The organism is Neorhizobium galegae, assembly GCF_021391675.1.
Classification (GTDB): domain Bacteria; phylum Pseudomonadota; class Alphaproteobacteria; order Rhizobiales; family Rhizobiaceae; genus Neorhizobium; species Neorhizobium galegae_B.
This window is the reverse complement of the sequence record NZ_CP090095.1, coordinates 2765152-2790363: the sequence shown is the minus strand read 5'-3', so window position 1 is coordinate 2790363 and position 25212 is coordinate 2765152. Positions and strand designations below refer to the sequence as shown.

23 protein-coding genes and 1 tRNA gene are annotated in these 25212 nt (G+C 61.6%); 16 read left to right on the top strand and 8 right to left on the bottom strand.

The window, feature by feature from the left end:
* Positions 1-52: 52 nt before the first annotated feature.
* The 7 genes from LZK81_RS13805 to LZK81_RS13775 all read left to right on the top strand — a co-directional run bounded on the left by LZK81_RS13805 (position 53) and on the right by LZK81_RS13775 (position 9665).
* Positions 53-1447 (top strand): NAD(P)-binding domain-containing protein, encoded by a 1395-nt coding sequence (locus LZK81_RS13805; RefSeq protein ID WP_233953650.1) that lies wholly within the window; start codon positions 53-55, stop codon positions 1445-1447.
* Positions 1444-2670 carry an arsenite efflux MFS transporter ArsK gene (arsK, locus tag LZK81_RS13800; RefSeq protein WP_233953649.1) on the top strand — a complete coding sequence of 409 codons (1227 nt, stop codon included), beginning with the start codon at positions 1444-1446 and terminating at the stop codon, positions 2668-2670. The genes LZK81_RS13805 and arsK overlap by 4 nt, the downstream gene beginning before the upstream one ends.
* A gap of 131 nt (positions 2671-2801) precedes the next feature.
* The gene (coxB, locus tag LZK81_RS13795; protein ID WP_233953648.1) at positions 2802-3869 is read left to right on the top strand and encodes a cytochrome c oxidase subunit II; all 1068 of its coding nucleotides are present in this window, start codon (positions 2802-2804) and stop codon (positions 3867-3869) included.
* Positions 3866-6382, top strand: a complete 2517-nt coding sequence (gene ctaD / locus LZK81_RS13790) for a cytochrome c oxidase subunit I (protein WP_233953647.1) — start codon at positions 3866-3868, stop codon at positions 6380-6382. The genes coxB and ctaD overlap by 4 nt, the downstream gene beginning before the upstream one ends.
* Positions 6379-6762 carry a hypothetical protein gene (locus LZK81_RS13785; RefSeq protein ID WP_233953646.1) on the top strand — a complete coding sequence of 128 codons (384 nt, stop codon included), beginning with the start codon at positions 6379-6381 and terminating at the stop codon, positions 6760-6762. The genes ctaD and LZK81_RS13785 overlap by 4 nt, the downstream gene beginning before the upstream one ends.
* Complete coding sequence (locus LZK81_RS13780; RefSeq protein ID WP_233953645.1) at positions 6759-7382, top strand: cytochrome c oxidase assembly protein; 624 nt, start codon at positions 6759-6761, stop codon at positions 7380-7382. The genes LZK81_RS13785 and LZK81_RS13780 overlap by 4 nt, the downstream gene beginning before the upstream one ends.
* A gap of 231 nt (positions 7383-7613) precedes the next feature.
* Positions 7614-9665, top strand: coding sequence for a response regulator (locus tag LZK81_RS13775; RefSeq protein WP_233953644.1), 2052 nt, complete (start codon positions 7614-7616; stop codon positions 9663-9665).
* 17 nt (positions 9666-9682) lie between these two features.
* Here the strand turns inward: LZK81_RS13775 and rfbA are convergent, their stop codons facing one another.
* The 6 genes from rfbA to LZK81_RS13745 form a co-directional block, all read right to left on the bottom strand.
* Positions 9683-10588: a glucose-1-phosphate thymidylyltransferase RfbA gene (rfbA, locus tag LZK81_RS13770; RefSeq protein WP_233953643.1), complete on the bottom strand. Its 906-nt coding sequence runs from the start codon at positions 10586-10588 to the stop codon at positions 9683-9685.
* 4 nt (positions 10589-10592) lie between these two features.
* Complete coding sequence (gene rfbD / locus LZK81_RS13765) at positions 10593-11522, bottom strand: dTDP-4-dehydrorhamnose reductase (RefSeq protein WP_233953642.1); 930 nt, start codon at positions 11520-11522, stop codon at positions 10593-10595.
* On the bottom strand, positions 11519-12577 hold the full coding sequence (gene rfbB, locus LZK81_RS13760) for a dTDP-glucose 4,6-dehydratase (RefSeq protein WP_233953641.1): 1059 nt from the start codon (positions 12575-12577) through the stop codon (positions 11519-11521). Before rfbB ends, rfbD begins: the two co-directional genes overlap by 4 nt.
* Before the next feature lie 28 nt (positions 12578-12605).
* Positions 12606-13202 carry a dTDP-4-dehydrorhamnose 3,5-epimerase gene (gene rfbC, locus LZK81_RS13755; RefSeq protein ID WP_046608541.1) on the bottom strand — a complete coding sequence of 199 codons (597 nt, stop codon included), beginning with the start codon at positions 13200-13202 and terminating at the stop codon, positions 12606-12608.
* A gap of 370 nt (positions 13203-13572) precedes the next feature.
* Positions 13573-13646 (bottom strand) — tRNA-Gln (locus tag LZK81_RS13750).
* 171 nt (positions 13647-13817) lie between these two features.
* Positions 13818-15635 carry a PBP1A family penicillin-binding protein gene (locus LZK81_RS13745; protein WP_233956554.1) on the bottom strand — a complete coding sequence of 606 codons (1818 nt, stop codon included), beginning with the start codon at positions 15633-15635 and terminating at the stop codon, positions 13818-13820.
* A gap of 728 nt (positions 15636-16363) precedes the next feature.
* On the opposite strand from LZK81_RS13745, the gene LZK81_RS13740 reads away from it, so the two are divergent.
* A complete protein-coding gene (locus LZK81_RS13740; protein ID WP_052753938.1) occupies positions 16364-16618 on the top strand; it encodes a DUF982 domain-containing protein in 255 nt (84 codons plus the stop codon).
* A gap of 4 nt (positions 16619-16622) precedes the next feature.
* Here the strand turns inward: LZK81_RS13740 and LZK81_RS13735 are convergent, their stop codons facing one another.
* Together LZK81_RS13735 and LZK81_RS13730 are read right to left on the bottom strand one after the other, a co-directional pair.
* Positions 16623-17708 carry an ornithine cyclodeaminase gene (locus LZK81_RS13735; protein WP_233953640.1) on the bottom strand — a complete coding sequence of 362 codons (1086 nt, stop codon included), beginning with the start codon at positions 17706-17708 and terminating at the stop codon, positions 16623-16625.
* Positions 17709-17781: 73 nt separating this feature from the next.
* Positions 17782-18018 carry a BrnA antitoxin family protein gene (locus LZK81_RS13730; RefSeq protein WP_046626072.1) on the bottom strand — a complete coding sequence of 79 codons (237 nt, stop codon included), beginning with the start codon at positions 18016-18018 and terminating at the stop codon, positions 17782-17784.
* A gap of 469 nt (positions 18019-18487) precedes the next feature.
* Here LZK81_RS13730 and LZK81_RS13725 point away from each other — a divergent pair, with 469 nt between their 5' ends.
* From LZK81_RS13725 to LZK81_RS13690, 8 genes are all read left to right on the top strand, one after another.
* Positions 18488-19006 carry a Dps family protein gene (locus LZK81_RS13725; protein WP_233953639.1) on the top strand — a complete coding sequence of 173 codons (519 nt, stop codon included), beginning with the start codon at positions 18488-18490 and terminating at the stop codon, positions 19004-19006.
* Between the two features lie 108 nt (positions 19007-19114).
* Positions 19115-19501 (top strand): RidA family protein, encoded by a 387-nt coding sequence (locus LZK81_RS13720; RefSeq protein WP_233953638.1) that lies wholly within the window; start codon positions 19115-19117, stop codon positions 19499-19501.
* A 148-nt stretch (positions 19502-19649) separates the two neighbouring features.
* Positions 19650-19796 carry a DUF1127 domain-containing protein gene (locus LZK81_RS13715; RefSeq protein ID WP_080952435.1) on the top strand — a complete coding sequence of 49 codons (147 nt, stop codon included), beginning with the start codon at positions 19650-19652 and terminating at the stop codon, positions 19794-19796.
* A gap of 798 nt (positions 19797-20594) precedes the next feature.
* Positions 20595-21323, top strand: a complete 729-nt coding sequence (gene minC, locus LZK81_RS13710; RefSeq protein WP_046625763.1) for a septum site-determining protein MinC — start codon at positions 20595-20597, stop codon at positions 21321-21323.
* Between the two features lie 31 nt (positions 21324-21354).
* Entirely contained in the window at positions 21355-22170 is an 816-nt protein-coding gene (gene minD / locus LZK81_RS13705) for a septum site-determining protein MinD (protein WP_046603948.1), read from the top strand.
* Positions 22167-22427 (top strand): cell division topological specificity factor MinE, encoded by a 261-nt coding sequence (gene minE, locus LZK81_RS13700; protein WP_046603949.1) that lies wholly within the window; start codon positions 22167-22169, stop codon positions 22425-22427. The genes minD and minE overlap by 4 nt, the downstream gene beginning before the upstream one ends.
* 135 nt (positions 22428-22562) lie before the next feature.
* Positions 22563-23546: a LysR family transcriptional regulator gene (locus LZK81_RS13695; protein WP_233953637.1), complete on the top strand. Its 984-nt coding sequence runs from the start codon at positions 22563-22565 to the stop codon at positions 23544-23546.
* A 142-nt stretch (positions 23547-23688) separates the two neighbouring features.
* Entirely contained in the window at positions 23689-25203 is a 1515-nt protein-coding gene (locus LZK81_RS13690) for a class I adenylate-forming enzyme family protein (RefSeq protein ID WP_233953636.1), read from the top strand.
* The last annotated feature ends 9 nt before the right edge of the window (positions 25204-25212 follow it).

Sequence of the window (25212 nt, the reverse complement as noted above, 5' to 3'; positions counted from 1 at the left end):
ATTTTTTTATGTAGAAATTTCGAAGTTTCCAGAAATACCGATGGAGATCAAAATGAGGTCGGATGACATGTTTCCCGTTGCGGTAGTCGGCGCAGGTCCAGTCGGGCTGGCGGCGGCGGCAAGGCTGCTTGAAGCTGGTATGACGCCGATCATTTTCGAGAGGGGAAATTCCGTCGGGACCGCGCTTCTTGAGTGGGGCCACGTCCGGGTGTTCTCGCCATGGAAGTACAATATCGATGACGCCGCTCGGCGACTGCTGGAGAGCAACGGCTGGGCCGCCCCTTCACCTGACTGCCTGCCGACCGGACGCGAGATTGTCGACGACTACCTGCTGCCTCTGTCGCGCGTTCCGGTCATCGAGCAGGCGACAAGGCTCGGTGCGACCGTCACGGCCATCACCCGCCGGGGTCTGGACAAGCTTTCTTCCGGGGGGCGCTCGGACGCGCCTTTCGCGATCCGGTACCGGGACGGAAACGGGGAGCATGAGGTCGTCGCGCGAGCGGTGATCGACGCCTCCGGCACATGGACGCAACCGAACCCAATGGGTGTAAACGGCATTCCAGTTCTCGGCGAGAGCGCAGGCGGACCGGTTTCCTACGGCATACCGGACGTTACCGGGGGCAGGCGCCCGGACTTCGTGGGCAAGCGTACGCTCGTAGTGGGAAGCGGCCATTCGGCGATCAATGTCGCCCTTGCGCTCCTGGAGCTTCAGCAGGCCAACCCGTCGACCGAAATCCACTGGGCGCTTCGCAATCACGGCGTTGCCAAGCTGCTGGGCGGCGGTTTGAACGACCAGCTGCCAGAGCGGGGCGCTCTCGGTCTTGCGGCGAAGAAGGCCATGGATGCGGGAAAGCTCAAGATGCTCACGTCCTTTTCGGCAAGCAGGATCGCCAGGAGAAATGACAAGGTCGTCGTGACCGCGACGGCCGATGGGGAGGCGATCGAACTGGAATTGGATCAGGTCGTCGTCGCGACCGGGTTCCGACCTGACTTCTCGTTCCTGAGGGAGCTGCGGTTGAGCGTCGATCCGGCCGTCGAGGCGCCGCCGGCACTGGCTCCTCTTCTCGACCCGAACCTTCATTCCTGTGGCACCGTCCCCCCGCACGGGGTCGATGAACTGTCGCATCCGGAGAAGGACTTCTACATCGTGGGATCGAAGTCCTACGGCCGGGCGCCGACCTTCCTGATGAGGACGGGTTACGAGCAGGTGCGATCTGTCGTCGCGGAACTCGCTGGTGATCACGCCGCCGCGCGACGGGTCGAACTCGTGCTTCCCGAAACGGGCGTCTGCGCCGCTACTCCGCGGATTTCGACGTCTTCGGGATGTTGCGGAGGTCCGGCCCCTGCTACGGTAGATGCATGTTGTGTCGCTGACGCCGAAGCCAAATCCGAAGGCGGGTCTGGCTGCGGCTGCGGCCAGACAAAGGTCGAGACCGAGCACGCATGATGCCCAACGAACAGAAGTTGCCGCTCTGGGCCCTGATTGGTCTTGGAGCCTCGCAGAACATCGGCTACGGCACACTTTATTATGCCTTCAGTATTCTGGTTCCGGAGATCGCCCGCGACGTCGGGCGATCGGAACAGTGGGTGTTCGGAGCGTTTTCGATCGCACTGCTGGCCGGCAGCCTCGCCGCTCCGCTTTCGGGGACCCTTGCCGACCGGATTGGCGCGGGACGCCTGATGGCCGCAGGGTCGCTGCTGGCCGCCGCCTGCCTGGTGATGATGTCCGTGTCGTCGGGGCCGCTGACCTTTGCCGTTTCGCTGGCGTTGACAGAAGTGGTTTCCGCTGCGGTTCTCTACGCGACGGCTTTCACCGCCATCGTGCAGGCGGGAGGAAAGAAGGCCCAGACCTCGATCGTTCACCTGACACTGATGGCCGGGTTCGCGTCGTCGATGTTCTGGCCCCTGACTTCCTGGATGCACGGTTTCCTGTCGTGGCGTGAAATCTACCTGGTCTTCGCGGCCATGAACCTGGCCGTCTGCTTTCCCGTCCACCTCGCCCTGGCGCGTCTGACGACCAGTGCCGTGTCCGCGTCCAAAGCGACACCTCCGACGACCGCGCCGGTTCGCGCAGTTGCAAACAGGAACCTGCTGTTCTTCCTGATGCTGTTTGGCTTCGCCATCGAAGGATATGCGTTGTCCGCCATCCTCGTTCACATGGTCCCGCTGACCCAGGCGCTGGGTATGGGAGCCGCGGGCCTCGTTGTCGCCTCTCTGTTCGGCCCTTCACAGGTGGCCAGTCGCCTGATCAACCTGGTCTTCGGCCGCGAATTGCCGCAAAGATGGCTGGCGGTGATTGCCACGGCGTTGATCCCGTCCGGCCTGACGATCCTCATGTTGACGACACCATCCGTCCCCGGTGCCATCCTGTTCGCCGTCTGCTTCGGACTTGGTTCCGGATTGACAAGCATCGTGAGCGGTACCCTGCCGCTGGAGTTGTTCGGCAAGGCCGGCTACGGCAGCCGCATGGGCTGGGTGACCTCGGCCAAGCAGATGATGTCCGCCGTCGCTCCGCTCGCAATGTCGATCTTGCTGGCGGGGATAGGTGTCGTGCCATCGATCTGGTGGACAGTGGCGATCGGGACGATTGCGGCCGTAGCGTTTCTGGGAATTGTCATGACAATCCAGCTGGGTGCACGCGCGTCTATTCCGGAGACCTCAAGTCGATGATGCCTCGCCCTGCACCAAGGACCAGGAATTTCGGTTAGATCCGTTCCGTTTTTGCTCGGAACAAAGCCTTGGGTCGTGCGTTCCGGCCCAATGTCTGGCTGACGGCCGATGGCGCGATGGGTGCTTGCCGAATGGATGATGACCGCTTGACCGGCGCTGGCCGGCCAATCCGATCAGGACGAGACATCGGCCGGGACGGCATTCCGGGCAGCTATCGCCCGGCAATCCGGGCAACCACGTTCATCCTTGTTCTCTCTCCGCTCCTGGCGTCGTGTTCCGGCGTCCAGTCGGCACTCGATCCGGCTGGCCGCGAGGCGAGCGATGTCGCCAACCTGTTTTTCGTCATGCTGATCGGCGGCGTGGTCATCTGGGCGGGTGTCGTCGGCCTGCTGTTCCATGCGGGGCGCAAGCGCAGACCCTATTCGGAAAAGCGGGCGGGGCAGATCATCCTCTGGGGTGGGGCCGTTTTCCCGACGGTAACCCTCGCCGCCTTGCTTTCCTATGCCGTCTGGCTGATGCCCAACATCCGGCCCTGGATCGGTGAGGATGTGGGCGTACGCCGCGTCGAGGTGACAGGCGAGCAGTTCTGGTGGCGGGTGCGCTATCTCGACGAGGGCGGCGCGGTCGCTTTCGAAACGGCCAATGAGGTACGCGTACCGATCGGAGAGCGCGTCGTCTTTTTGCTGAATTCGCCCGACGTCATCCATTCCTTCTGGATACCCGTGCTCGGCGGCAAGATGGACATGATACCCGGTCGTGAAAACCGCCTGACGCTACAGGCGGAAAAGCCCGGTACCTATCGGGGCGTCTGCGCCGAGTTCTGCGGTACCAGTCACGCGCTGATGGCTTTCACCGTCCATGCGATGGAACCGGAGGCATACGAGGCCTGGGTCGCTGCGCGTCGCAAAACGTCCGGCGGGCAGGATAAGGAGGGGGTGGAGCTCTTCCTTCGCCACGGTTGTGCCGCCTGCCATGCCATTTCCGGCACGGAGGCGAGGGGGACGATCGGTCCCGATCTGACCGCCTTCGGAGAGCGCGGTTCCGTGGGAGCGGGCGCGCTTCCCAATGGAAAGGAGCATGTCGCCCGCTTCATACGCGACGCCGGCCAGGTCAAGCCGGAGGCGCGCATGCCGCACTTCTCCATGCTGGAAGAGGCGGATATCGACCGGATAGCTGCCTACCTGAAAGGGCTCAGATGACCATGGAGCTCGGCAATTTTTCGCCGGAAGAGCGGGCGGCGCAGGAGGAACGGCTCCGCAAGGTATGGGAGACGCCGAAAGGCATCCGCTACTGGACGTCTGTCAACAACAGCCAGATCGGGCTGTGGTACGGCGTCACCGCCTTTGCCTTCATGCTGTTCGCGGGCATGCTCGGGCTCTTGATGCGCCTGCAACTGGCGGTGCCGCAGAACGACTTCATCTCCGCCGAACTCTTCAACCAGGCCTTCACGCTGCATGGCACGGTGATGATGTTCCTGTTCGCGGTGCCGATCTTCGAAGCCGTTGCGATCTTCCTGCTGCCGTCGATGCTGGGCGCCCGGGAACTGCCTTTCCCGCGGCTGTCCGGCTTCGGATTCTGGAGTTTTCTGATCGGCGGCGTCTTCGTCTGCGGGTCGATCTTCTTCAACGCCGCGCCGAATGCCGGCTGGTTCATGTATCCACCGCTTGCGACCGACGACGAATATGCCGGCATCGGCGCGGATATCTGGCTGCTCGGCCTGTCCTTCATCGAGGTGGCGTCGATCGCCGCCGCCGTCGAGATCATCGTGGGTATCATGAAGTGCCGGGCGCCAGGCATGCGGATCAACCTGATGCCGATGTTCGCCTGGTACCTGCTGATCGTCGCGGGCATGATCCTGTTCGCCTTTCCGCCGCTGATTGCCGGCGACATCCTGTTCGAGATGGAGCGGATGTTCGACTGGCCGTTCTTCGACGCGACGCGAGGCGGCGATCCGCTGCTTTGGCAGCACCTGTTCTGGATCTTCGGCCACCCGGAAGTCTACATCATCTTCCTGCCCGCGATCGCGCTGATGGCGATGATCGTGCCGACCTTCTCGCAGCGGCCGATCGTCGGTTATTCCTGGATCGTGTTGGCGGCCGTCGGCACGGGTTTCCTGAGCTTCGGGCTCTGGGTGCACCACATGTTCGCGACCGGCCTGCCGCAGATCTCGCTTGCCTTCTTTTCGGCGGCGTCGGAAGCGGTGGCGATCCCGACAGGGGTGCAGATCTTCGTGTTCATCGCCACCATGCTCGCCGGCCGGGTGATCTTTTCGGTACCGATGCTGTTCGGGGCAGGCGGGCTGATCATCTTCGTGATCGGCGGACTGACAGGGGTGATGGTGGCGCTCGTACCGTTCGACTGGCAGGCGCACGACACCTATTTCGTCGTCGCCCACCTTCACTACGTGCTGATCGGCGGCATGCTGTTTCCGGTCGTCGCAGGCATCTATTACTACTTTCCGTTCGTGACGGGTAAGAAGCTCAGCGATGCCTGGGGCAAGACTGCTTTCTGGCTGATGTTCGTCGGTTTCAACGTCACCTTCTTTCCCATGCACTTCTCCGGCCTGCGCGGAATGCCGCGACGGGTCTTCACCTATCCGGAAGATATCGGCTGGGACTGGTTCAACCTCATCTCGACCATCGGCGCCTTCGTCTTCGCCGCCGGTGTCGCGACCTTCGTTATCGACATTTTTCGCCCGAAACAGCAACCGGCAGGGCGCGATCTCAACCCCTGGAATTCCGGGACGCTCGAATGGACCAACGATCCGGCGGAAAGCTGGGGCATGCGCTCGGTACCGATCATCACCAGCCGCTATCCGCTCTGGGATCAGCCGAACCTGCAAGCGGATATCGAGGCCGGGCGCTTCTATCTGCCGGACGCCAAATCCGGCAAGCGCGAGACGCTGGTGACCTCCGTTCTGGATGCGAATCCGATCCAGTGCCTGCGGGTCGGCGGCGTTTCCTACGTGACGATCGTCGCGGCGATCGCGCTCGGCGGCGTGTTCATCGCGCTGACCTTCAAATTGTGGATCACCACGATCGTCTTCGCGATCATCACCTTCATAGCCATCGTCCACTGGCTCTGGAACGGAACAGCGCCGATCCCGGAGGCACCGGAGATCGATGTCGGGCTAGGCGAGACGCTGCCGATCTATGTCTCCGGCCCGGCTTCGGTCGGCTGGTGGGCGATGTTCATCACCATGGTCGGCGACGGCACGGCATTTGCAAGCCTTGTCTTCGGCTATTTCTTCTACTGGACCATCCACGACGACTTCACCACGATCGCCAATGGGCCGGGCGTCCTGTGGCCGATGGCGGCGCTGGTGCTCTACGTCATCGCTTGGGCGCTGACGCTGCTGGCGCGCGAACTCAACGAGAAGGGGCCAATAGGTGCGCGGCTGGCGCTTACCGCGGCCTTCGCCGTTTCGATCGCGGCCTCGGTTGCAGGCCTCGCCGGTCCCTATCTGCACGGCATGGACCCGACCGCACATGTCTATCCGGCCATCGTGTGGATCGTCGCAATCTGGACGGTGACGCATGGCATAGTCGGCGCGATCATGCAGGGCTATTGTCTCGCGCGCAGCATAGCCGGCCGGATGACTGCGGAATACGACCAGGATATCCGCAACGTCGCGCTTTACTGGCACTTCATGGCCTTTACCGCCGTCGTCACCTTCGCGGCCCTCGGCCTGTTTCCTTTGGTGAACACATGAAGAGCTTGATTCCGCGCGAGGTTGAGACCCTCTGGACCCTGTTCACCGCCCCGACCGTCTGGGCTCTCCATTTCCTTGTCTGTTACGCGACGGTTGCGGTTTTCTGCGCCAAGGGCCTCGCTTCCGAGATATCGTTCGATACGGTGCGGATCGGGCTCGGCGTGGTGACGGTGCTGGCGCTGGCGATGATCGTGCTGTCGGCATGGCTTGCCTGGCGGCAATGGGGTTTCGGCTCCGACGATCCGCCGCACGACGAGGCGACTCACAATGCACGGACCTTGTTCCAAGGGTTCGCGACGCTGCTGCTGTCGGGCCTCAGCTTTGCCGCCGTCCTCTACATGGCCATTCCGATGATCTTCATCGCGGGATGCCAGCCATGAGGAAGACGGCGCTGATCACAGGCCTTGTTCTGCTGTTCGTCCTGTGGACCGTCCTCCCGCTTGCCGACCGGGCGTCGTTTACGGTGCATATGATTGCCCATATGGGCGTCGTGGCGGGTGCTGCGCCGTTGATTGCGATCGGCCTTTCCGGAACGCGCTTCGATTTGTTGTCCAATCTGCCCTGGCTTACTCCGCTCACCGCCTCGCTGATCGAATTATTCGCCGTGTGGATCTGGCATATTCCCGCCCTCCGGAGCCTGTCCGAAACCTCGTCCCTCATTGCGGTGCTGGAGCAGCTCATCTTTCTCTGCGCAGGTCTCGCTCTCTGGCTCTCCTGCCTCGGCGGAGCGGCGACGGGCCGCGAGGAGCGGCGGCTTGCCGGCACATTCGGCCTGCTCTTTACCTCCATGCACATGACGCTGCTTGGCGCGCTGTTGGCGCTTTCGCCGCGTTCGCTCTACGGCGATGGCGAAGTGAGTTGCCTCGGCGTGACCTTGTCCGCTGTGGTGGACCAGCAGGCCGGCGGCGTTGTCATGCTTTTGGTGGGCGCTGCGGTCTATCTGGCCGGGGGCGTGGCGCTGCTGGCCCGCACGCTGAACGCGCCGCTGCCGGATCGGTGAGTCTGGGGCGTAGAGATGGACGTCCTCCCGCTCTGTCGAGCCGCCGTCGTCTTGCGTGAAAAAGGAGAAGGAAAGAGCGGCCGCGGTTGACATCACCATGTGCATGACGCGGATCGGTGCGATCTCCCCAGCTATTTGGCGCGACCCTGGCCCTCCGGCCGAAGTTGGCGTTGCAACTTTCGGGCTCTAGCCTATTTGATGGAGTGTGAACAACAGATATCGGAGTGTCAGTTGAATCAAACCCGGCCAGCGCTCCTCCTCGTCACTGCGTCGCTGATCCCGCTCATCATTCTCGCCGCCGTGATGGGCAGGTTCTTCATTCAGGAACAGCAGAACGCGCTCGACGCCGACATTCGCAGCAAAGCGACCATCATGGCCGCGACGCTTCAGCGGGAGCTTAAAAGCCAGATCCAGCTTCTATCCGTCGTTGCGGATTCGCCCCGGCTCGATCCACCTATACCCCGTTCCGCCTTCGCCGAAACCGCGCGGCGCCTGCGCGAAAGGGTGCCTGAATGGGAGCAGATCCGGATATCGGACGAGAAAGGCGAGGTCGTGCTGTCCTCACCGGCGCTTGAAGGTTCGGCTGAGAAACAGGTCGTGGACGTGGAGAGTCACCGGACCCTGGTTCGCACGGGCGCCGCTGTGATCGGCAATGTTTCCATCGGGCCTCGCGGGCAGGCGGCCTTCGCCGTGAGGGTTCCGATCGAGAGGAACGACAAGCTGCGAGCCATTCTGTCGGTTGTCATCCGCCCGACGATCGTGACAAACCTCCTCTACGCCAATGGGCTCCCGGAAAGCTGGGCGGCCTGGATCGTCGACGGTCAGGACCGCCTTGTCGCTTCGACCGGCGCTCCCGCGCTTGCCGGCAATGCGGCAAGCGAGTTCGCAAGCTTTACCGGAACGGAGGGCCTGGCGACGCTCAAAAATGGGCTGGAGGTACGGGTTGCCGAAGTTGCGCTTGGAGAAACCCCGTGGCGGGTGAGGGTGGGCCTGCCGGTTGCAGAATACGATAGGCTGGCACGCAAGGCGACGTTGCTGCTCGCCGCAGCCAGCTGTTTCACGCTGCTGCTCTCAGGTTCGGCTGCGTTTCTCTTTCACCGGGAAATTCGCGCAAGGAACCGGGAACGCGAAAGCATAGCCAATTGGCAGCGGATGGATGCGCTTGGAAAGCTGACGGGCCAGGCAGCGCACGATTTCAACAACCTCCTCATGGTGTTTCAATCGGGTGTCGAGGGCATCAAGAGGAGGCGGAACGACGAGCAGCGAGTGACGCAGCTCCTTTCGCACATGAGCGAGGGAGTGACGAGGGGAAAGGCGATCACGCAACGTCTGCTGTCCTTCTCGAGGCGCTCCAATCAGGGTGCCGGGCATGTCGAGCTGGACATCAAACTCCCCGAATTGAGACCGCTGCTGCGACAGGCCATCGATGACACGATCGTCATGGACATCAACGTTCCGGACGACATCTGGCCCGTTCACGTCGATCCCGCGGGGCTGGAAAACGCGCTGATCAATTTCCTTACCAATGCGCGCGAGGCCATGGGCGGCGGTGGTCAGGTGACGATTTCGGCCAGAAATGTCCTCGATGGCGCTGCGGAAGATCCGACGCTTCAAGGACAATTTGTTGCCGTGACGATCGCAGACACCGGAACAGGCGTCGCATCCGAGCATTTGGGGCGGGTGTTCGAGCCGTTTTTCTCCACGAAGAAGAATGGCGGCCCGGGCCTCGGGTTGACCCAGGTCCACAGTTTCGCCAAGGGCAGCGGCGGTGCCGTGAAGGTCGCGAGCGTGGCCGGCCATGGCAGCGCCTTCACGCTGCTTCTCCCCCGGTCCAACGAACAGCGCGTCGCGCGCGAGCCCGCAAGGCCGGCGGTAAATCTTCCGGCCAGGCTTTTGATCGTGGACGATACCCCATCGTCTCTGGAATCGGTGCGCCTGGCCCTGGAAGGACTTGTTTCGACGATCTTCGTGGCGACAAGCGGCAGCGAGGCAATTGAGGTTCTGGAGCGTCACCCCGACATCGAGGCGGTGATCAGCGACATCATGATGCCGGGAATGTCCGGCATCGAGCTTGCCGAGGAGATACGCCGGAAGAACTCGCGCCTGCCGGTTGTTCTGATGACCGGCTACAGCGACAAGCTGGAGGCCGGCACAGAGGTCGGCTGTCCGGTTGTGGCGAAGCCGTTCAAGATCGAAGACCTTGCCGCTTCACTGGAGGCGGCGAAAACGTCGACGGAACAGTCGGCCAACGTCGTGCGCCTGGAGATCCTGGCGAAAAGCTGATCGGCTCACGCTTCTGTTTACCCGACCAAACTGAGCGGCTTATGGACCTGCGATGGAAGGGGATCCAGAAGCCCGGTTAGATATCGCCCATAGGCGCTCTTCCCATATTGCTTGGCGAGGCATTCGAGCTGGTCGGCGTCGATAAAGTTCTGGTGATAGGCAATCTCCTCGGGGCAGGAAATCTTGACGCCTTGTCGGCGCTCAAGCGTCGATACGAATTCAGATGCTTCAAGCAGGCTGTCGGGCGTGCCTGTGTCGAGCCAGGCATAACCGCGCCCCATCATCTCGACATGCAGCATTCCGCGATCGAGATAGGCCCGGTTGACATCGGTGATCTCCAGTTCGCCTCTGGCGGACGGCCTGAGGTTGGCCGCAATGTCGATGACGTCCTTGTCATAGAAATAGAGGCCCGTGACCGCCCAGCTGGAGCGTGGGTGTTCCGGTTTCTCTTCGATCGAAGCTGCCTTCATCTGCTTGTCGAACTCGACCACGCCGTAACGCTGCGGGTCGTTGACGTGGTAGGCGAAAACCGTGGCTCCGCTATCGCGCGCCATGGCGCTTTTGAAGAGGTCGGTGATGCCATGGCCGAAGAAGATGTTGTCGCCGAGGACCAGACAGGAGGAGTTGGAGCCGATGAAATCGGCCCCGATAATATAGGCCTGCGCAAGACCGTCAGGAGAGGGCTGTTCCGCATAGGACAACGAGAGGCCCCATTTGGAACCGTCGCCCAGCAGCTGCTGGAAATTCGGCATGTCCTTTGGCGTCGATATGATCAGGATGTCGCGGATCCCCGCGAGCATCAGCGTCGACAGCGGATAATAGATCATCGGCTTGTCATAGATCGGCATGAGCTGTTTCGACAGCACCTGCGTCATCGGGTGTAGCCGCGTGCCGCTGCCGCCGGCGAGAATAATCCCCTTCATCAATTCACCTCCCGTATTTTCTGTTGTCAAGGTCAACCGGTTGCAGAAGGCGCCTGACGACGTCTCCCGCCGAGCCCCGCCAATCGGGCATGACGATGCCGTGGCGCCTGTACAATTTCGAGCAGTCCAGTTGTGAATTGGCCGGTCGCCGAGCCGGCGTCGGATAGGCGCTGGTGGGGATGCGGACGACCCTTGCCGAAGGCCCGCCATTCGCCCCCGAGATTCTGAAGATCTCGTCTGCGAAGTCCGCCCAGCTTGCAGCGCCCGTTCCAGCCATATGAAAGACGCCGCGCAAGGCGGGATTGTTCGAAGCCAGCAGGTTTTGCCCGACCACCATGATGGCTTCGGCGATATCGGTTGCCGAAGTCGGGTTGCCGATCTGATCGTCGACGACTTGCACCTCTTCCCTTGTCTCAGCGGCCTTCAGCATCGTGCGCAGGAAGTTTCGGCTGAACCGGCTGTAGATCCAGGCGGTGCGAAGGATGGCATGATTTTCGGTCGCCGCAGCGACGTTCCGCTCGCCCACCAATTTGTCGCGGCCATAAACGCCCAGCGGTGCGACCGGATCGGATTCGACATAAGGGGAGGGCTTGCTGCCGTCGAAGACATAGTCTGTGGACAGATGAACGATCGGGACCTGCAGCGTTTTCGCTACCCGCGCCAGTTCCGCCGGGCCTGCGGCGTTGACGGCAAAAGCCGTTGCCCTTTCGATTTCGGCCTGATCGACACCCGTGAAGGCAGCCGCGGAGACGATCAGGTCGGGACGGGCGGCCTCGACCGTCGCCGCGATGGTCTCCGGCCTTGCCAGATCGAGATCGGGGCGGCCGAGCGGAATAATCTCGACCTCGCTTTGCCCGATCGCGGTTTCGATGAGGGATTGGACGACCTGTCCATTAAGCCCGGTTACCACGTATCGCCTGGGTTCGCGCATCATCCGGCCCCGGCCTTGAGGAGCCCGAGGCGGCTGCCGTCGTACCCTTTTCGGAGCGGCGCCCACCACCATTCGCTGTCGAGATACCAGCGCACCGTCTTTTCGATGCCTGTCTCGAAGCTCTCCTTTGCCCTCCAGCCCAGTTCCGTTTCCAGCTTTGTCGCGTCGATCGCATAACGCACATCATGCCCGGGCCGATCGGCGACGAACTGGATCAGGTTTTCGTGGGAGAGGCCGATTGCGTGCAGATCGTCGAGGATCGCGCAGATCCGCTTCACGACATCGATATTGCTGCGCTCGTTCCGGCCTCCGACATTGTAGGTTTCTCCAACCCTGCCTCGCTCGGCGATGAGATCCAGCGCCTGAGCGTGATCCTCCACATAAAGCCAGTCGCGGATGTTGGTCCCGTTTCCATAAACCGGCAGGGGTTTGCCCTCCACCGCGTTCAGGATAATCAGCGGAATGAGTTTTTCCGGAAAATGGTACGGCCCGTAGTTGTTCGAGCAGTTGGAGACAATGACCGGCATGCCGTAGGTTCGGGCCCATGCCTTGGCGAGATGGTCGGATGCTGCCTTCGATGCCGAATAGGGCGAGCTCGGATCGTAGGGCGTTGCTTCCGAGAACGCCCCCTCCGCTCCGAGGGAGCCGTAGACCTCGTCGGTTGAGACATGCAGGAAGCGGAAGCGGCTTCGGTCCCGGGGAAGAAGTGCCTGCCAATATGCTCGCGCGCATTCGAGCATGGTGAAAGAGCCGAGTATATTGGTTTCAACGAATTGCCGTGCGCCGAGGATCGAGCGGTCGACATGGCTTTCGGCAGCCAGATGCATCACCCGGTCGGGTCTGAACGTCGACATCGCGGACGCTATCGCCGCGGCATCGCATATATCGATCTTGAGAAACCGGTAGGACGGCTTGCCCTCAACCGACCTCAGCGAGCTCAACGTGCCGGCGTAGGTCAGTTTGTCGATGTTCAGGACCTCATATCCCTTTTCGAGCACGAGATGGCGGATGACCGCCGATCCGATGAAACCTGCCCCACCCGTTACAAGCACGCGCATGCTGTCGATTACCCCCAAAAAATTCTCGTCACCGGCTCCGACTGCGTTTGCCGAATTCATCGTTGACGGCATAAATAAAGTTGGATTGAAGCTCGGCGAGCCTGGGCTGTCCCCGATCCTTCTCCGACAGGATTGCCTTGTCTGCTGCGACTGGCCATTCGATCCCAAGCTCCGGATCATTCCAGAGCAGGCCGCGTTCGTGTTCGGCGCTGTAATAGTCAGTCACCTTATAGGTGATGACCGTATCTGCCGTCAGCGTGCAAAACCCATGCGCGAAACCTGGCGGCAGCCAAAGCTGGAGGGCATTTTCGGCCGACAGTTCCACCGCGACGAACTTCCCGTAGGTCGGCGATCCGATACGGATATCAACCGCCACATCCAGGAGCGCGCCGCTCGAACACGACACGAGCTTACCTTGTGAATGAGGATGGGTCTGAAAGTGCAGACCACGAACAGTTCCTGCCTCTGCCGAGTAAGACCTGTTATCCTGAACAAACGTGAAAGAACCGACTTCTGATTCAAAGAGGTTCTTCCGAAACATTTCCATAAAATAGCCTCGAGGATCGCCGAATTTCTTCGACGTTAAAAGAAGTACATCTTCAATGATCGTACTCTCGAAGCGCACAATTTCCTCATGATCCTGAATTTCCGGCTGTTTGGTTATAAAGCCATACTGATATTCTGAGCGCAATTCGGATGCGGCTCATCAGATGGGCGATGGGATAGTCAATTAGCGGTAGGCTGAAGGCTACGCCCCGTTCTCCCGGTTACCCGGACAGCTATGCTGTTCTCATCAGAACAATGAGGTTCGCGGCCAGCACATGACTTGGCCGGAGGCAACGGAACGGTGCGGGGAAATGGGTACGGCCGCAAATCACCGGGCGGCGCAAACAAGATCAGAGACGCTTTATCTGGCTACCGTAAACACGTCGCTCGCGGAGTTGCGACTTGCCGGTTCCGGCACCAATGAATGATAGAACGGACCCTAAGGAGAGTGGCTGGGGCGCCTGGATTCGAACCAGGGATGACGGTACCAAAAACCGTTGCCTTACCGCTTGGCGACGCCCCACCATGATGGCGGCGATGGTGCCGCTCAGGGAATGCGAGTTGCTCTAGCAAAGCTTCATTCGCCGGGCAATCACAGAGCGGCCGTTTTTTGTTAAATCTCATACTTTCATTCGGCTTTGGAAATTTACTCAGGGGCGGTGCGCCGCCGCCACGTGCCCCCGAGTGCCAGCGTTCACTTTTCGCAAAGCCTGCGCTCACCGCGAAAAGGTTGATAGGTGCAGTCGGAGGCCCGAAAAGATCGGTAGCTGCGGGAGCAGGCAGTGATGTTGCAGGAGGGCGCGGTCCCCGGGTTGCCTGCCGCCAGCCCCTTGTCCAGATCGAAATCAGGAGCGGGCTCGGCCATCGCAGCGCGGACGAAGTCCCGCCAGATCCGAGCCGGAAGCGAGCCGCCCGTGACGCCTTTCATCGGCGTGTCGTCATCATTCCCGACCCAGACGCCGACGACCAGCGGCTCGGTGAAACCGACAAACCAGGCATCGCGATTGTTCTGGCTGGTGCCTGTCTTGCCGGCGGCGAATGTGCCGGGATCCGCGTCGCGGCCCGTGCCGCGTTCGACGACGAGCTGCAGCAAGCCAAGGAGGTCGGACTGGTAGGGTGAGAGATCGATCGAAGGCGCTGTCTTCTTGCCCACCCTGAAGGCCTGGGATTGGCCCGCGGCCTGGAAATCGATAATCCCCCAAGGTTCGACCGGCGCTTTCCCGAGGCGAACCGATGCATAGGCGCTGGTGAGATCGAGTAGGTTGGTCTCCGAAGTGCCGAGCGCGAGGGATGGCGTCGGCGCGAGCGGCGTGTCGATACCGAGTTCCTTGGCAGCCGCAATGACGTTATCGAGTCCGACTTCCTGCGCCAGGGCGACGGTTGCGGCATTCAACGACCGGGCAAAAGCTTCCGCCAATGTGACCCAGCCACGGTAACCGCCGCCGGAGTTTTCGGGCGACCAACCGTCAATCTCGATCGGGGCGTCGAGAACGCGGTCGGAAAGGGTCAGTCCTTTTTTCAAGGCCGCGTAATAGACGAACAGCTTGAACGTGGAGCCCGGTTGCCGCATCGCCGTGACGGCGCGGTTGAACTGGCTCGTCTTGTAGTCGTGCCCTCCGACCATGGCGACGACCGCGCCTTCGGGTGTCATCGCCACCAGCGCCGCCTGGCTTGCGCCGAGCGTCTTTCCGTCTTCGTCCAGAGCCTGTGCAACAACCCTTTCGGCAATGCGCTGCAGGCGGGGCACGAGCGTCGTGCGGACCGTCGTCGAGCCCGGCGAGGTGCCGGCGATCTCGCTTGCCTGCGGCGATATCCAATCGGCAAACCAGCTTCCCGAGCGGGGCGTCGGTGTTGTCGGGCGAAGTTTGCCGAACTCCGCCTTGGCGGCCGCGGCTTCGTCGGGCGTCAACTTGCCATTTGCGACCATTGCGGCGAGCACCGTCGCCGTTCGCTGACGGGCGCCTTCGAAATTGGCGATGGGGTTCAGCTGGCTCGGCGCCTTCAGGAGACCGGCGAGCATGGCAGACTCCGAGACGTCGAGGTCTCCGATGTCCTTGTTGAAGTAGATCCGCGCGGCGGCCGGCATTCCGGTAGCACCGGAACCGAGGTAAGTCGCGTTCAGATACCGTGTCAGGATTTCCCGCTTGCCGAGCTTCCATTCGAGCCAGAATGCAATGACCACCTCCTGGATCTTCCGCTTCAGCGTTCGGTCGCTTTCCAGATACTGCACCTTGATCAATTGCTGCGTGATCGTGCTTCCGCCCTGGGCGACCGAGCCCGCCTGAAAATTCCGGATCAGCGCACGGCCGATACCCTTCGGATCGATACCGTAGTGGCTCATGAACCGCCTGTCCTCGATCGACAGGACGGCCTCGATGAGGGACTGTGGAAACTGGCCGTAAGCGGCATATGGCCCCTGATAGGGACCCTGCCGGACAAGCGGGGCGCCATCCGCCGTTTCCAGCACGATGACCGGCTTCAGCGTGCCGGCAGCAATCTCCCGCCATGGCACGTCCTTCAATGCCCATGTCAGAACGCCCGCCAGGACAAGGACGCAGGCGAAGGACGCGAGTGCGGCAACGGTTATCCACGACCACCGCCCGGAGGGCCGGTTCTGTCTTGAAAAGTGTCGCCAAGGCCGCCAGGCTTTTATTTGGAAAAGGGTTTTACCGCAGAAGGCTGAAAAGCGCTCCGCCGCCGCTTCGGATGTCGGATTTGGTTCTTGCTCTTTCGGTCCTGCGTATTTCTCCCGAAGAGCGGCAGCGGAGTTGCTTATCCAGAGGGAACCTGATTGCCACGACGTTCGGAGATCATGGCGCAGCGCCGCCAGCAATTCACGGATGGCCCGTCCGCTTTGCCCAAAAGCCGGAGCGGAATTGTCACCCGCTTTCGGTTCGCCCGACGGTTTGCCGGAATGTGAGCTTTCTTCGCGACGCTTGTCCGTCTCCGGCGCGCCTTCCGGTACTGCCTCTCTGTCAGTCACGGGCGCAGGCTCGCTGGGGGCATGTTCATCCGGGTTCTTGGAGCTGTCCTCAGGGCTGGTCATTCACTGCGTAGCGGTTGGAATTTGAAGGGGGAACTAGTGCATCCTAGCGCAAAAGGAAGATGCTGTGGCACCTGCCGATGATCACAATCAGCGATGCCCTACTCCCAATGAGGTAAGTCAGGTCAAATAGATAGGCGGCGGAAGCCGTGCCACACTCCGATCGGCAAGGTTTGGCCTGCAGGCGGAGGAAATGCATGAAAAAACGGGTGAAAAGCGATCCGAACTGGCCGGAACCGGTGGTCGTAGCGGTCGGGCGGCGGTCTCCGGAGATTATTCGAACGCCCGCAGAGGCCTTGATCTATCTCACCAACAAATGGCCTGCGGCGCGCAACGAACGCTACCGAGCGGCGACCGAGGTCTGCTCCGCCGCGCTGCGCAGACAGATAGACGCGGCGGCCGCGCGTGAGACATTTTTATCTGCCGCACTCGAGGCGGGAATGCTCCAATAAGCAGCTATCCGTTCGGGATCGAGTTCCGTATGGAGGCCTTCCGCGAGACTTCGCGCCGGAGCAGCATGCCGAAGAGGTCGCGCGGCTCGTCGGGGTCTGCGAGGAGGTCGAGATTTTCGTAGAGACCGGTGCCGGCGAGCTTGTCGCGGATATAACGAAGCGCCGAAAAATCCTCGGTCGCAAAACCGACGCTGTCGAACAGCGTCACCTGAGCGCTGCTCGTCCTGCCTGTCGTTAGACCGGAAATCACCTGCCAGAGTTCGGTGACAGGATAGTCCGCCGGCATTTGCTGGATTTCGCCTTCGACACGGGTCTGCGGCGGATATTCGACGAAGATGTCCGAGCGCAGCAGGATGTCCTTGTGAAGCTCGGTCTTGCCGGGGCAGTCGCCTCCGACGGCATTGATGTGGACACCCGGTCCGACCATGTTGTCGGTGAGGATGGTGGCGTTCTGCTTGTCTGCCGTCGCGGTGGTGATCACATGGGCACCTTCGACCGCCTCCTGGGAGGAGTGGCATCGGATGATTTCAAAGCCCATCCCGGAAAGATTCTTGGCGCAGCGTTCGGTGGCATGTGGGTCTATGTCGTAGAGCCGCAGTTTCTTGATGCCGACCAGTGCCTTGAAGGCGATCGCCTGGAACTCGCTCTGCGCGCCATTGCCGATGATCGCCATGCAATCGGCCCCTTCGGGCGCCAGATATTTGGCCGCCACGGCCGAGGTCGCCGCGGTGCGCAGCGCCGTCAGGATGGTCATTTCGGAAATGAGGAGCGGATAGCCGCTGTCGACATCGGAGAGCACCCCGAAGGCCGTCACGGTCTGGCGGCCGGTGCGGGTATTCTTGGGGTGACCGTTGACATATTTGAAGCCATAGAGCGTGCCGTCGCTGGTCGGCATCAGCTCGATCACGCCTTCTGCGGAGTGCGAAGCGATGCGCGGAACCTTGTCGAAGGTCTCCCAGCGGCGGAAGTCGGCCTCGATATAGCCGGCCAGCTCCTTGAGAAATGTCTCGATCCCGATATCGAGTACGAGATCCATCATGTTCTCGACGCTGATGAATGGCACGATGTTCAGGTTGGGTAAAACTGGCATGGTCGGCTCCTCGGGGAGATCATATCCTTTTCAGGCAACACACGCCATGCATGCCATAAAAGCTCCCCGTCATTCACCCCTTGTCGTTCATCGCTTCGCGGAGCGCGTCGTTGATGCGATCCTGCCAGCCAGGGCCATCCTCCTGAAAATAGGCGAGCACGTCGCTGTCGAGCTTCAGGGACACAAGTTCCTTGACGTTCGGCGGCGCTCGCCGCTCGACCGCGGGAGCCGGGGTGACCTTCTTGGCCGGTGCAAACAGAGCCTCTGCGGCATCGAGCGGATTGACGGGCCGGCGCGGGGGACGTGTCATGATCATCTCCGTATGAAGGGAAGGGGCCCGCCGCAGTTCCGGCCTGCAGACGCGGCTCCCGTCTCGAACTATCAGCAAGCATGGCGAAATAGCAATCGCCGAGCAGGGGGCGACCCGACCGGTGCCCGATCCCGATGCCGGCCGAGACACCTTGACGATCGAACCGGGTGGCGTCTATCTCACTCCGAAAGCTCATTCTCGTCATTCGGAAACATCAGGGGAGGACACGCTTCATATCCTGATCCTCTTCGATCGGGGCAGCCCCGGCGGCATCGGCTATCGATTTGTCGCCGCGTCCCGGCAGGAGTATCACCGCCACCGAACCCTCTGTTCAAAGAACGCACTTCCGGACCTCAGGGTCCAGCATGCGGTCCGACGATCGTCCGTCGGGTCAATCCCGTTCCACTGGCCTCCGCTCAGTTATTGTCAAAGTCCCGAAGCCCATCCGTCTCACCCAAGGAGAATAAGCATGGACCGCACTGCAGTTGAAAGGCGCCGCAAGGCATCGTTGAACACTCCCTCCGACCTGCCCTCCAACGCCACTGCCGATATCTCCGGGGCGCTTGCGGCGCTCCTTGCGGACACGTTCGCGCTTTACCTCAAGACCAAGAATTTCCACTGGCATATGAGCGGCCCGCATTTTCGCGATTACCACGTGATGCTCGACGAACAGGGCGAGCAGATTTTTGCCATGACCGACGCGATTGCCGAACGGGCCCGCAAGATCGGCGGCACGACCATCCGCTCGATCGGCCATATCGGCCGGCTGCAGCGCCTTCTCGACAACGACGCCGACTTCGTCACCCCGCGAGACATGCTCGCGGAACTCAAGGACGACAACCAGCAGCTCGTCTCGTTCCTGCGCCAGGCCCACGAAGTCTGCGCCGAACATAACGACGTGGCCACGACGAGCCTGCTGGAAGTCTGGATAGACGAGACGGAGCGCCGGGCCTGGTTCCTGTTCGAGACGACGCGCGGTGCCGAATAAGTCTGTCGCCAATCGAGATCTATGAAGGCATCCTGGCGGCGGCATCGCTGCCGCCGCTCGCGTTGCGGTCACATCTCGTTCATCGTTCAAAACCAGTACAGGCTTTTCATGATCCAGGACTTCTCTTCCATCATCCAGCGTTTCGGTGTCGGCAGCCGTGGAAGTTCGGCTGTCGTGCATCAGGGCACCGGCTATTTCGCGGTGACGCCCCAGTCACCCTATGACGGGGATTTGAGCATTGCCGAGCAGACCCGGCAGTTGTTGGCCAAGGCCGAAGCGCGGCTTGTGGAAATCGGCAGCGCCAAGCAGGGTCTGATCTTCTGCGCCATCATGCTTGCCGACATGGACGGTTATGCCGAAATGAACGAGGTCTGGGACGCCTGGGTTTCGGGCATGGCTCCGCCCGCCCGGGCCTGTTTCGAGGCGCGGCTTGCAAATCCCGCGCTCAAGGTCGAGATGATCATGGTGTGCGCTGCGGTATCGGCCGAGGCGTAGTCTCAGGATTGATGCGCCTTATGCATGGGTGGCCTGAAGTATTGTTGCTTTTCCGGGCAGTTCCGAGCGCCTATATCATCGTCATCGAACGACGCCGGAGCCAAGAACGGTTGCTGACGTCAGATAGTCTCAGGAAAGGGACCCGATCATGAACGTTGCACGCTCTTTCAACAACTGGCGCAGGTATCGCCAGACCGTCTCCGAACTCGGCCGCATGACCAGCCGCGAACTGCAGGACCTCGGCATCGACCGCGCCGACATCCGTAACGTCGCTCGCGCCGCCAGCGCTCGCTAACCGCGATATCTCTTCCCGGAATTCGCATGACGCCCGCCATTGCCGCGGGCGTTTTCGCGTCGAACGCCTGCTGTCTTCCGGATCTCTTCAGGCTCCATGTTCCGGTATGCATTTTTCGCATAGCTGCACTGCAACATAATGGGTGTCAATCGAGCCGGACGGGTGTATAGTCATACTTATCGAAGCAATGCACCTCCTCCCGCAGAGCTTCGTGTTATCAGACGGCCCACTCCTCCTCCCAGGGGCGTCTGTAGGAACGGCGGCACTCCTCCTCCCAGCCGCTGTTCGGTTCTTTTCGGAAAGCCTGCCGCACCTCCTCCCGCGGCAGGCTTTTTCGTTTTGGGACTGAGGGTTTTCCGAAAATCAAATTGTGCGTCTTCGGTCGTGTCCGCCCGGTGCGGCATCCGGTGGTCTCGATTCGTGCCTGAAAGTCGAGCGGGCAGGGAGGCTATTCATCGCCCGGGAAGGCGGCGGCGCCTGCCGGGCGCCTCCTTCGAGTCACAGGAAGCCGCCTGTGAATGCTCATGGCGAGACCGAATCTCCTGTGGCGGGCCAGAATCACAGCCGTCACCGAACCGCCAGAAGAGATGGTTTTGTGCTGCGCGCGGTCGTTCTGACGTGCATTTTTTCTCTTCGCGCCTGGCATTTTCTTCATCGCGAAGCCAATGTCCGCCGAGGCGAGCTTGATGGAGAGGAAGATCGTAACGATCGGTTAAAACCAGGCTCTTTGCGAGGCCTATGTTTACCATTTGTTAACCATGTCGGCGCTAGAAATCAGTCAACGATTTCTTTACGCAGATGACCAAAATGCTAACAGACGCTCGCTCTATCCGCATCAAGGGCCGTTCTTTTCTGGCGGTCGTCCTTGCCCCTGATCTTCCCTTCGACGACTGGCTCATCCGGCTGGATGACCTTGCGGCGCGTTCTGCGGGTTTCTTTCTGGGCCGGCCTGTCGTGCTCGACGTGACCGATCTGCCGATCGATCGCGCCCAGCTGAAGGATCTCATCACCGAACTGGCCGGACGCAACGTCAATATCATGGGCATCGAGGGCGGTCGTCCTTCGATTCTCGGTCCCGGCATGCCTCCGGCGCTTAAAGGTGGCCGGCCGGTCTCCGACGAGGCCGTCGCCAAGGAGCCGATCATCGAGCTGCGCAACGGTGAGCCGAAGCCGGTCGCGCCGGAGGTTCGTTCCGCGTTGCAGTCGATGGTCATCCGCGAGCCGGTCCGCTCCGGCCAGTCGGTCATCTTTCCGGAAGGCGACGTGACGATCATAGGCTCGGTCGCCTCAGGTGCCGAAATCATCGCCGGCGGATCGGTGCATATCTATGGGACCCTGCGTGGCCGGGCCATGGCGGGATCGCTTGGAAACGCGTCGGCGCGCATCTTCTGCCGCAAGCTCGAAGCCGAGCTGGTGGCAATCGACGGCATCTACAAGATGGCGGAAGACATGGCCCCGGGCCTTCGCGGACAGTCAGTCCAGCTTTGGCTCGAAGGGGATTCGATCATTGCAGAGAAACTTATTTGAGCCGAAGCCGGCCAGCAAACAGGAGAGCAAGATGGGGAAAGTCATCGTAGTCACTTCAGGCAAGGGCGGGGTTGGCAAGACGACCTCGACTGCCGCTTTGGGAGCGGCTCTGGCGCAGCGAAACGAACGGGTGGTCGTCGTCGATTTTGACGTCGGGCTGCGCAATCTCGACTTGGTGATGGGCGCCGAGCGCCGGGTTGTCTACGACCTGATCAACGTCATTCAGGGCGAAGCCAAGCTCACGCAGGCGCTGATCCGCGACAAGCGGCTGGAGACGCTGTACCTGCTGCCGGCCTCGCAGACACGCGACAAGGACAATCTGACACCCGAGGGTGTGGAGCGGGTCATTACCGAGCTGAAGCGGGTCTTCGACTGGGTCATCTGCGACAGCCCGGCCGGGATCGAAAGCGGCGCCACGCTCGCCATGCGCCACGCCGACATGGCGGTGGTGGTCACCAATCCGGAAGTCTCGTCCGTTCGCGACTCGGACCGCATCATCGGCCTGCTCGACTCGAAGACGATGAAGGCTGAGCGCGGCGAGCGCATGGAAAAGCACCTGCTTCTGACGCGCTACGACGCCAACCGCGCGGAGCGGGGCGACATGCTGAAGGTCGAGGACGTGCTGGAGATCCTCTCCATCCCGCTCATCGGCATCATCCCGGAAAGCATGGATGTCCTGCGCGCATCGAATATCGGCGCGCCGGTTACCCTGGCGGACGCACGCAGCGCACCGGCCATGGCCTATTTTGATGCCGCGCGCCGGCTTGCAGGAGAAGTTCTGCCGATCACGATCCCCGGGGAAAAGCGGGGAATATTCGGCAAGATCTTCGCACGGAGGGCCGCATGACTATATTCAACCTTTTCCGCAGACAGCGCTCCGCACCGACGGCGCGTGAACGCCTGCAGGTGCTTCTCGCCCACGAACGCTCGTCGAGCGGCTCAGACCTCGTATCCTTGCTTCGCGAGGAGATTCTTGCCGTGATTGCCAAACACGTGCAGGTCGATAGCGACAAGGTGCAGGTCAAGATGGATCGCGACGAGGACGTCACGATCCTGGAGATCGACGTCGAGATCCCATTGGGTGCCGTCAGCCAGGCCGCTTGAGGCGATAGGCTGCCAAAAGCTCGGTCCGAAACGCGGATAACCCAGTTGTCCGCGTTTTCTCTTGCGTGACGAAGTCAGCGTGCCTGGCACGTCGCTTGCTTCGTAAAACGGTTGCCCCTGCAAAAGGAAACGGCCGTGTACGCGAACATAAATCCCTCCATCGACGTCAGGTTGCTGCGCACCACCTATCTGCTGCTCAGGGAGCGCAATGTCTCCAAAGTCGCGGTGCTGCTCGGACACAGCCAGCCGGCGATCAGCGCCTGCCTCAAGAAGGCACGGGAAATCTTCTCCGACCCGCTTCTGGTGCGCAGCGGCCAGAAACTGGTGCTGACCGAGCGCGGTGAAGAGGTGATGACCTCGATCGCGGCAATGCTCGAGGGCCTGCTGGACACGCTGAACCGCAGCAGCCAGTTCGATCCAGGCATGGTCCACAGCCGGATGCGGATCGCCGCGGTCAATTGTTTCGGCACCTTCCTCATCCCGCCGATCGCCACCAGCATCCGGCGCGAAGCGCCCGGCATATCGGTCGATTTTTTTGCGCCCTCGGAGCAGAGCGATCTCATCGAGGATCTGGGGTCTGGCCGGGTAGACATGGTGATCGGCAACTGGCCGGCGCCGCAGCAGAGCCTGAAGTCGAGCACGCTTCTCCATTGTGACATTGCTTGCGTTGTGCAGAAGTCGAACCCGCTTGCCAAGCGCGGACGCCTTTTGCTTGAGGACTATCTCGATGCCGACCATGTTTCGCCGACGCCAGGCTCGAATGCCGTCTACAGTCCCATCGATGGCCGGCTGGCGCAGCTTGGGATGCGCCGACACATCGCCATGTCGGTCCCCGAATATGCGCTGATCCCGGCCATTCTGGCCGAAACGGACCTGATCTTCACCACTGCGCGGCCCTACGCCGAATATATCGTCGCCAATGCGCCAACCGATCACCTGCAGCTCGTCGATGCGCCGCGGGAGTTCGATCAGATGAACCTCTACCTTCTATGGCACGAACGGGCCCATAACAGCGGCGCCAACCGGTGGCTGCGCAATGTCATCCGCACCGTCGCCCGCCGTTTCGACCAGACGCTTCATCCACTGCCGTCCGGAATCCCGCTTCGGGCGGTCTCTTGAGGGCCGACAGGTATAAGCAAACGGATATACCCGCTATCGACGGTCGTGGCATTCACCCGCAGACAAAATTTGCCCATGCTGCAGGCAGGATTTACATCTGCCAAAGAATTGAGCAGGCAGATTTAGCGCCGGGGAATTTCGAATGCTGATGCACACCCTTCTCGTGGATGGCGCCAATCGCGATCCCGACCACGCGTGTTTCCACTGGGTCGACCGCGACAGGAGCCTGACCTATGCAGGGGCCGTCGAAGCGATGGAGCGCGCTGCGGGCGCGTTGCATAGCCTCGGGGTCAGGCCGGGCGACCGGGTGACGATCTTTGCCCACAATGGCATGGACTATCTGACGACGATGTTGGGCTGCTGGCGGCTCGGGGCGATTTCAGCTCTCGTAAACGTCAAATTCGCCGATGAACTTGCCTATTATTTCGGCGATCACCAGCCGACCGCGGTCGTTTATACCCATGACAAACATGAACAGGTCAGCGCCGCAGCCGCCGGCGTGCCGACGATCCGGGCATTGATCTGCATGGACGGGCCGCAACCGGGTGCTCACTCACTGCCGGAGTTGATGGCGGCTGCCCTGCCGGCGCCTGCCGATCCGGGCAATGAGGATGCGATTGCCCATCTTTCCTATACGTCCGGGACCACCGGCAAACCGAAGGGCGCCTGCCTCAAGCATGAGCCGACGGTTCGTGCGACGCGCTGCATCGCCGAGCGGCTGCAGATCACGGCGGACGACGTTTCGTTCGGCCCAAGCGCCTTGTCGAGCTCCTATCAGCTAGTCGGTAATCTCCTGCCGCAGCTTTCCCGTGGCGCTGCGATCAACGTGATGGGCCGCTGGACGCAATCGACCGGTTTCGATGCACTCGAAGCTCGCGGCGCGACCATGCTGATCGCCAATCCGCCTATCCTGACCGATGTGCTCAACGAGGCCGCCATCCGCGGCCATGCGCCGGCGAAGCTGCGCATGAGCATGTCGGGCGGCGGGCCGGTTCCGCCGGTGCTCAAAGCCGGCTGGCAGGAAAAGCTGAAGCTGCCGCTGGTCGAAAGCTACGGCCAGTCGGAGCTGGGCGGTTTCGTGGCGCTCGGCTTTCCGAAGCTCGACAGCGCCGACATCGAGACCCGTCGTGCGGGGATGCCGCTGCCGGACAAGGAGGTCCGCATTCTCAATTCCGACGGTTCCGAACTTCCCTGCGGTTCGGTCGGCGAGATCGCGCTTCGTGGCGGTTTCATGTGGGGTTACTGGGGCAAGCCCGAAAAGACCGCCGAGACGCTGCGCGACGGCTGGCTGTGGACCGGCGATATCGGCACGATGGACCGGCACGGCTTTGTCACCATGATGGGACGTCGCTCCGAGCTTCTCGAGGTCGGCGGCAAGACCTGGTATCCGCGCGATGTGGAAGAGGCCCTTTCGACGGTCGCCGGCATCGAGCAGGCAGCAGTCGTCGGCGTGCCAGATCCGACCATGAAGACCCGGCCGGTCGCCTTCGTACAGGCCGCCGCACCGGTCGACGGCGAGGCCGCCAAGGCGCAGATCGCAGCGACGCTTCCCTACGACCTCTCCGTCATGACGGTGATCTCGCTCGCAGAGCTGCCCATGACCCCCACCGGCAAGATCGCCAAGGCGGAGCTGGCGGCACGCGCCGCTGCGGCCTGACACTGAAAC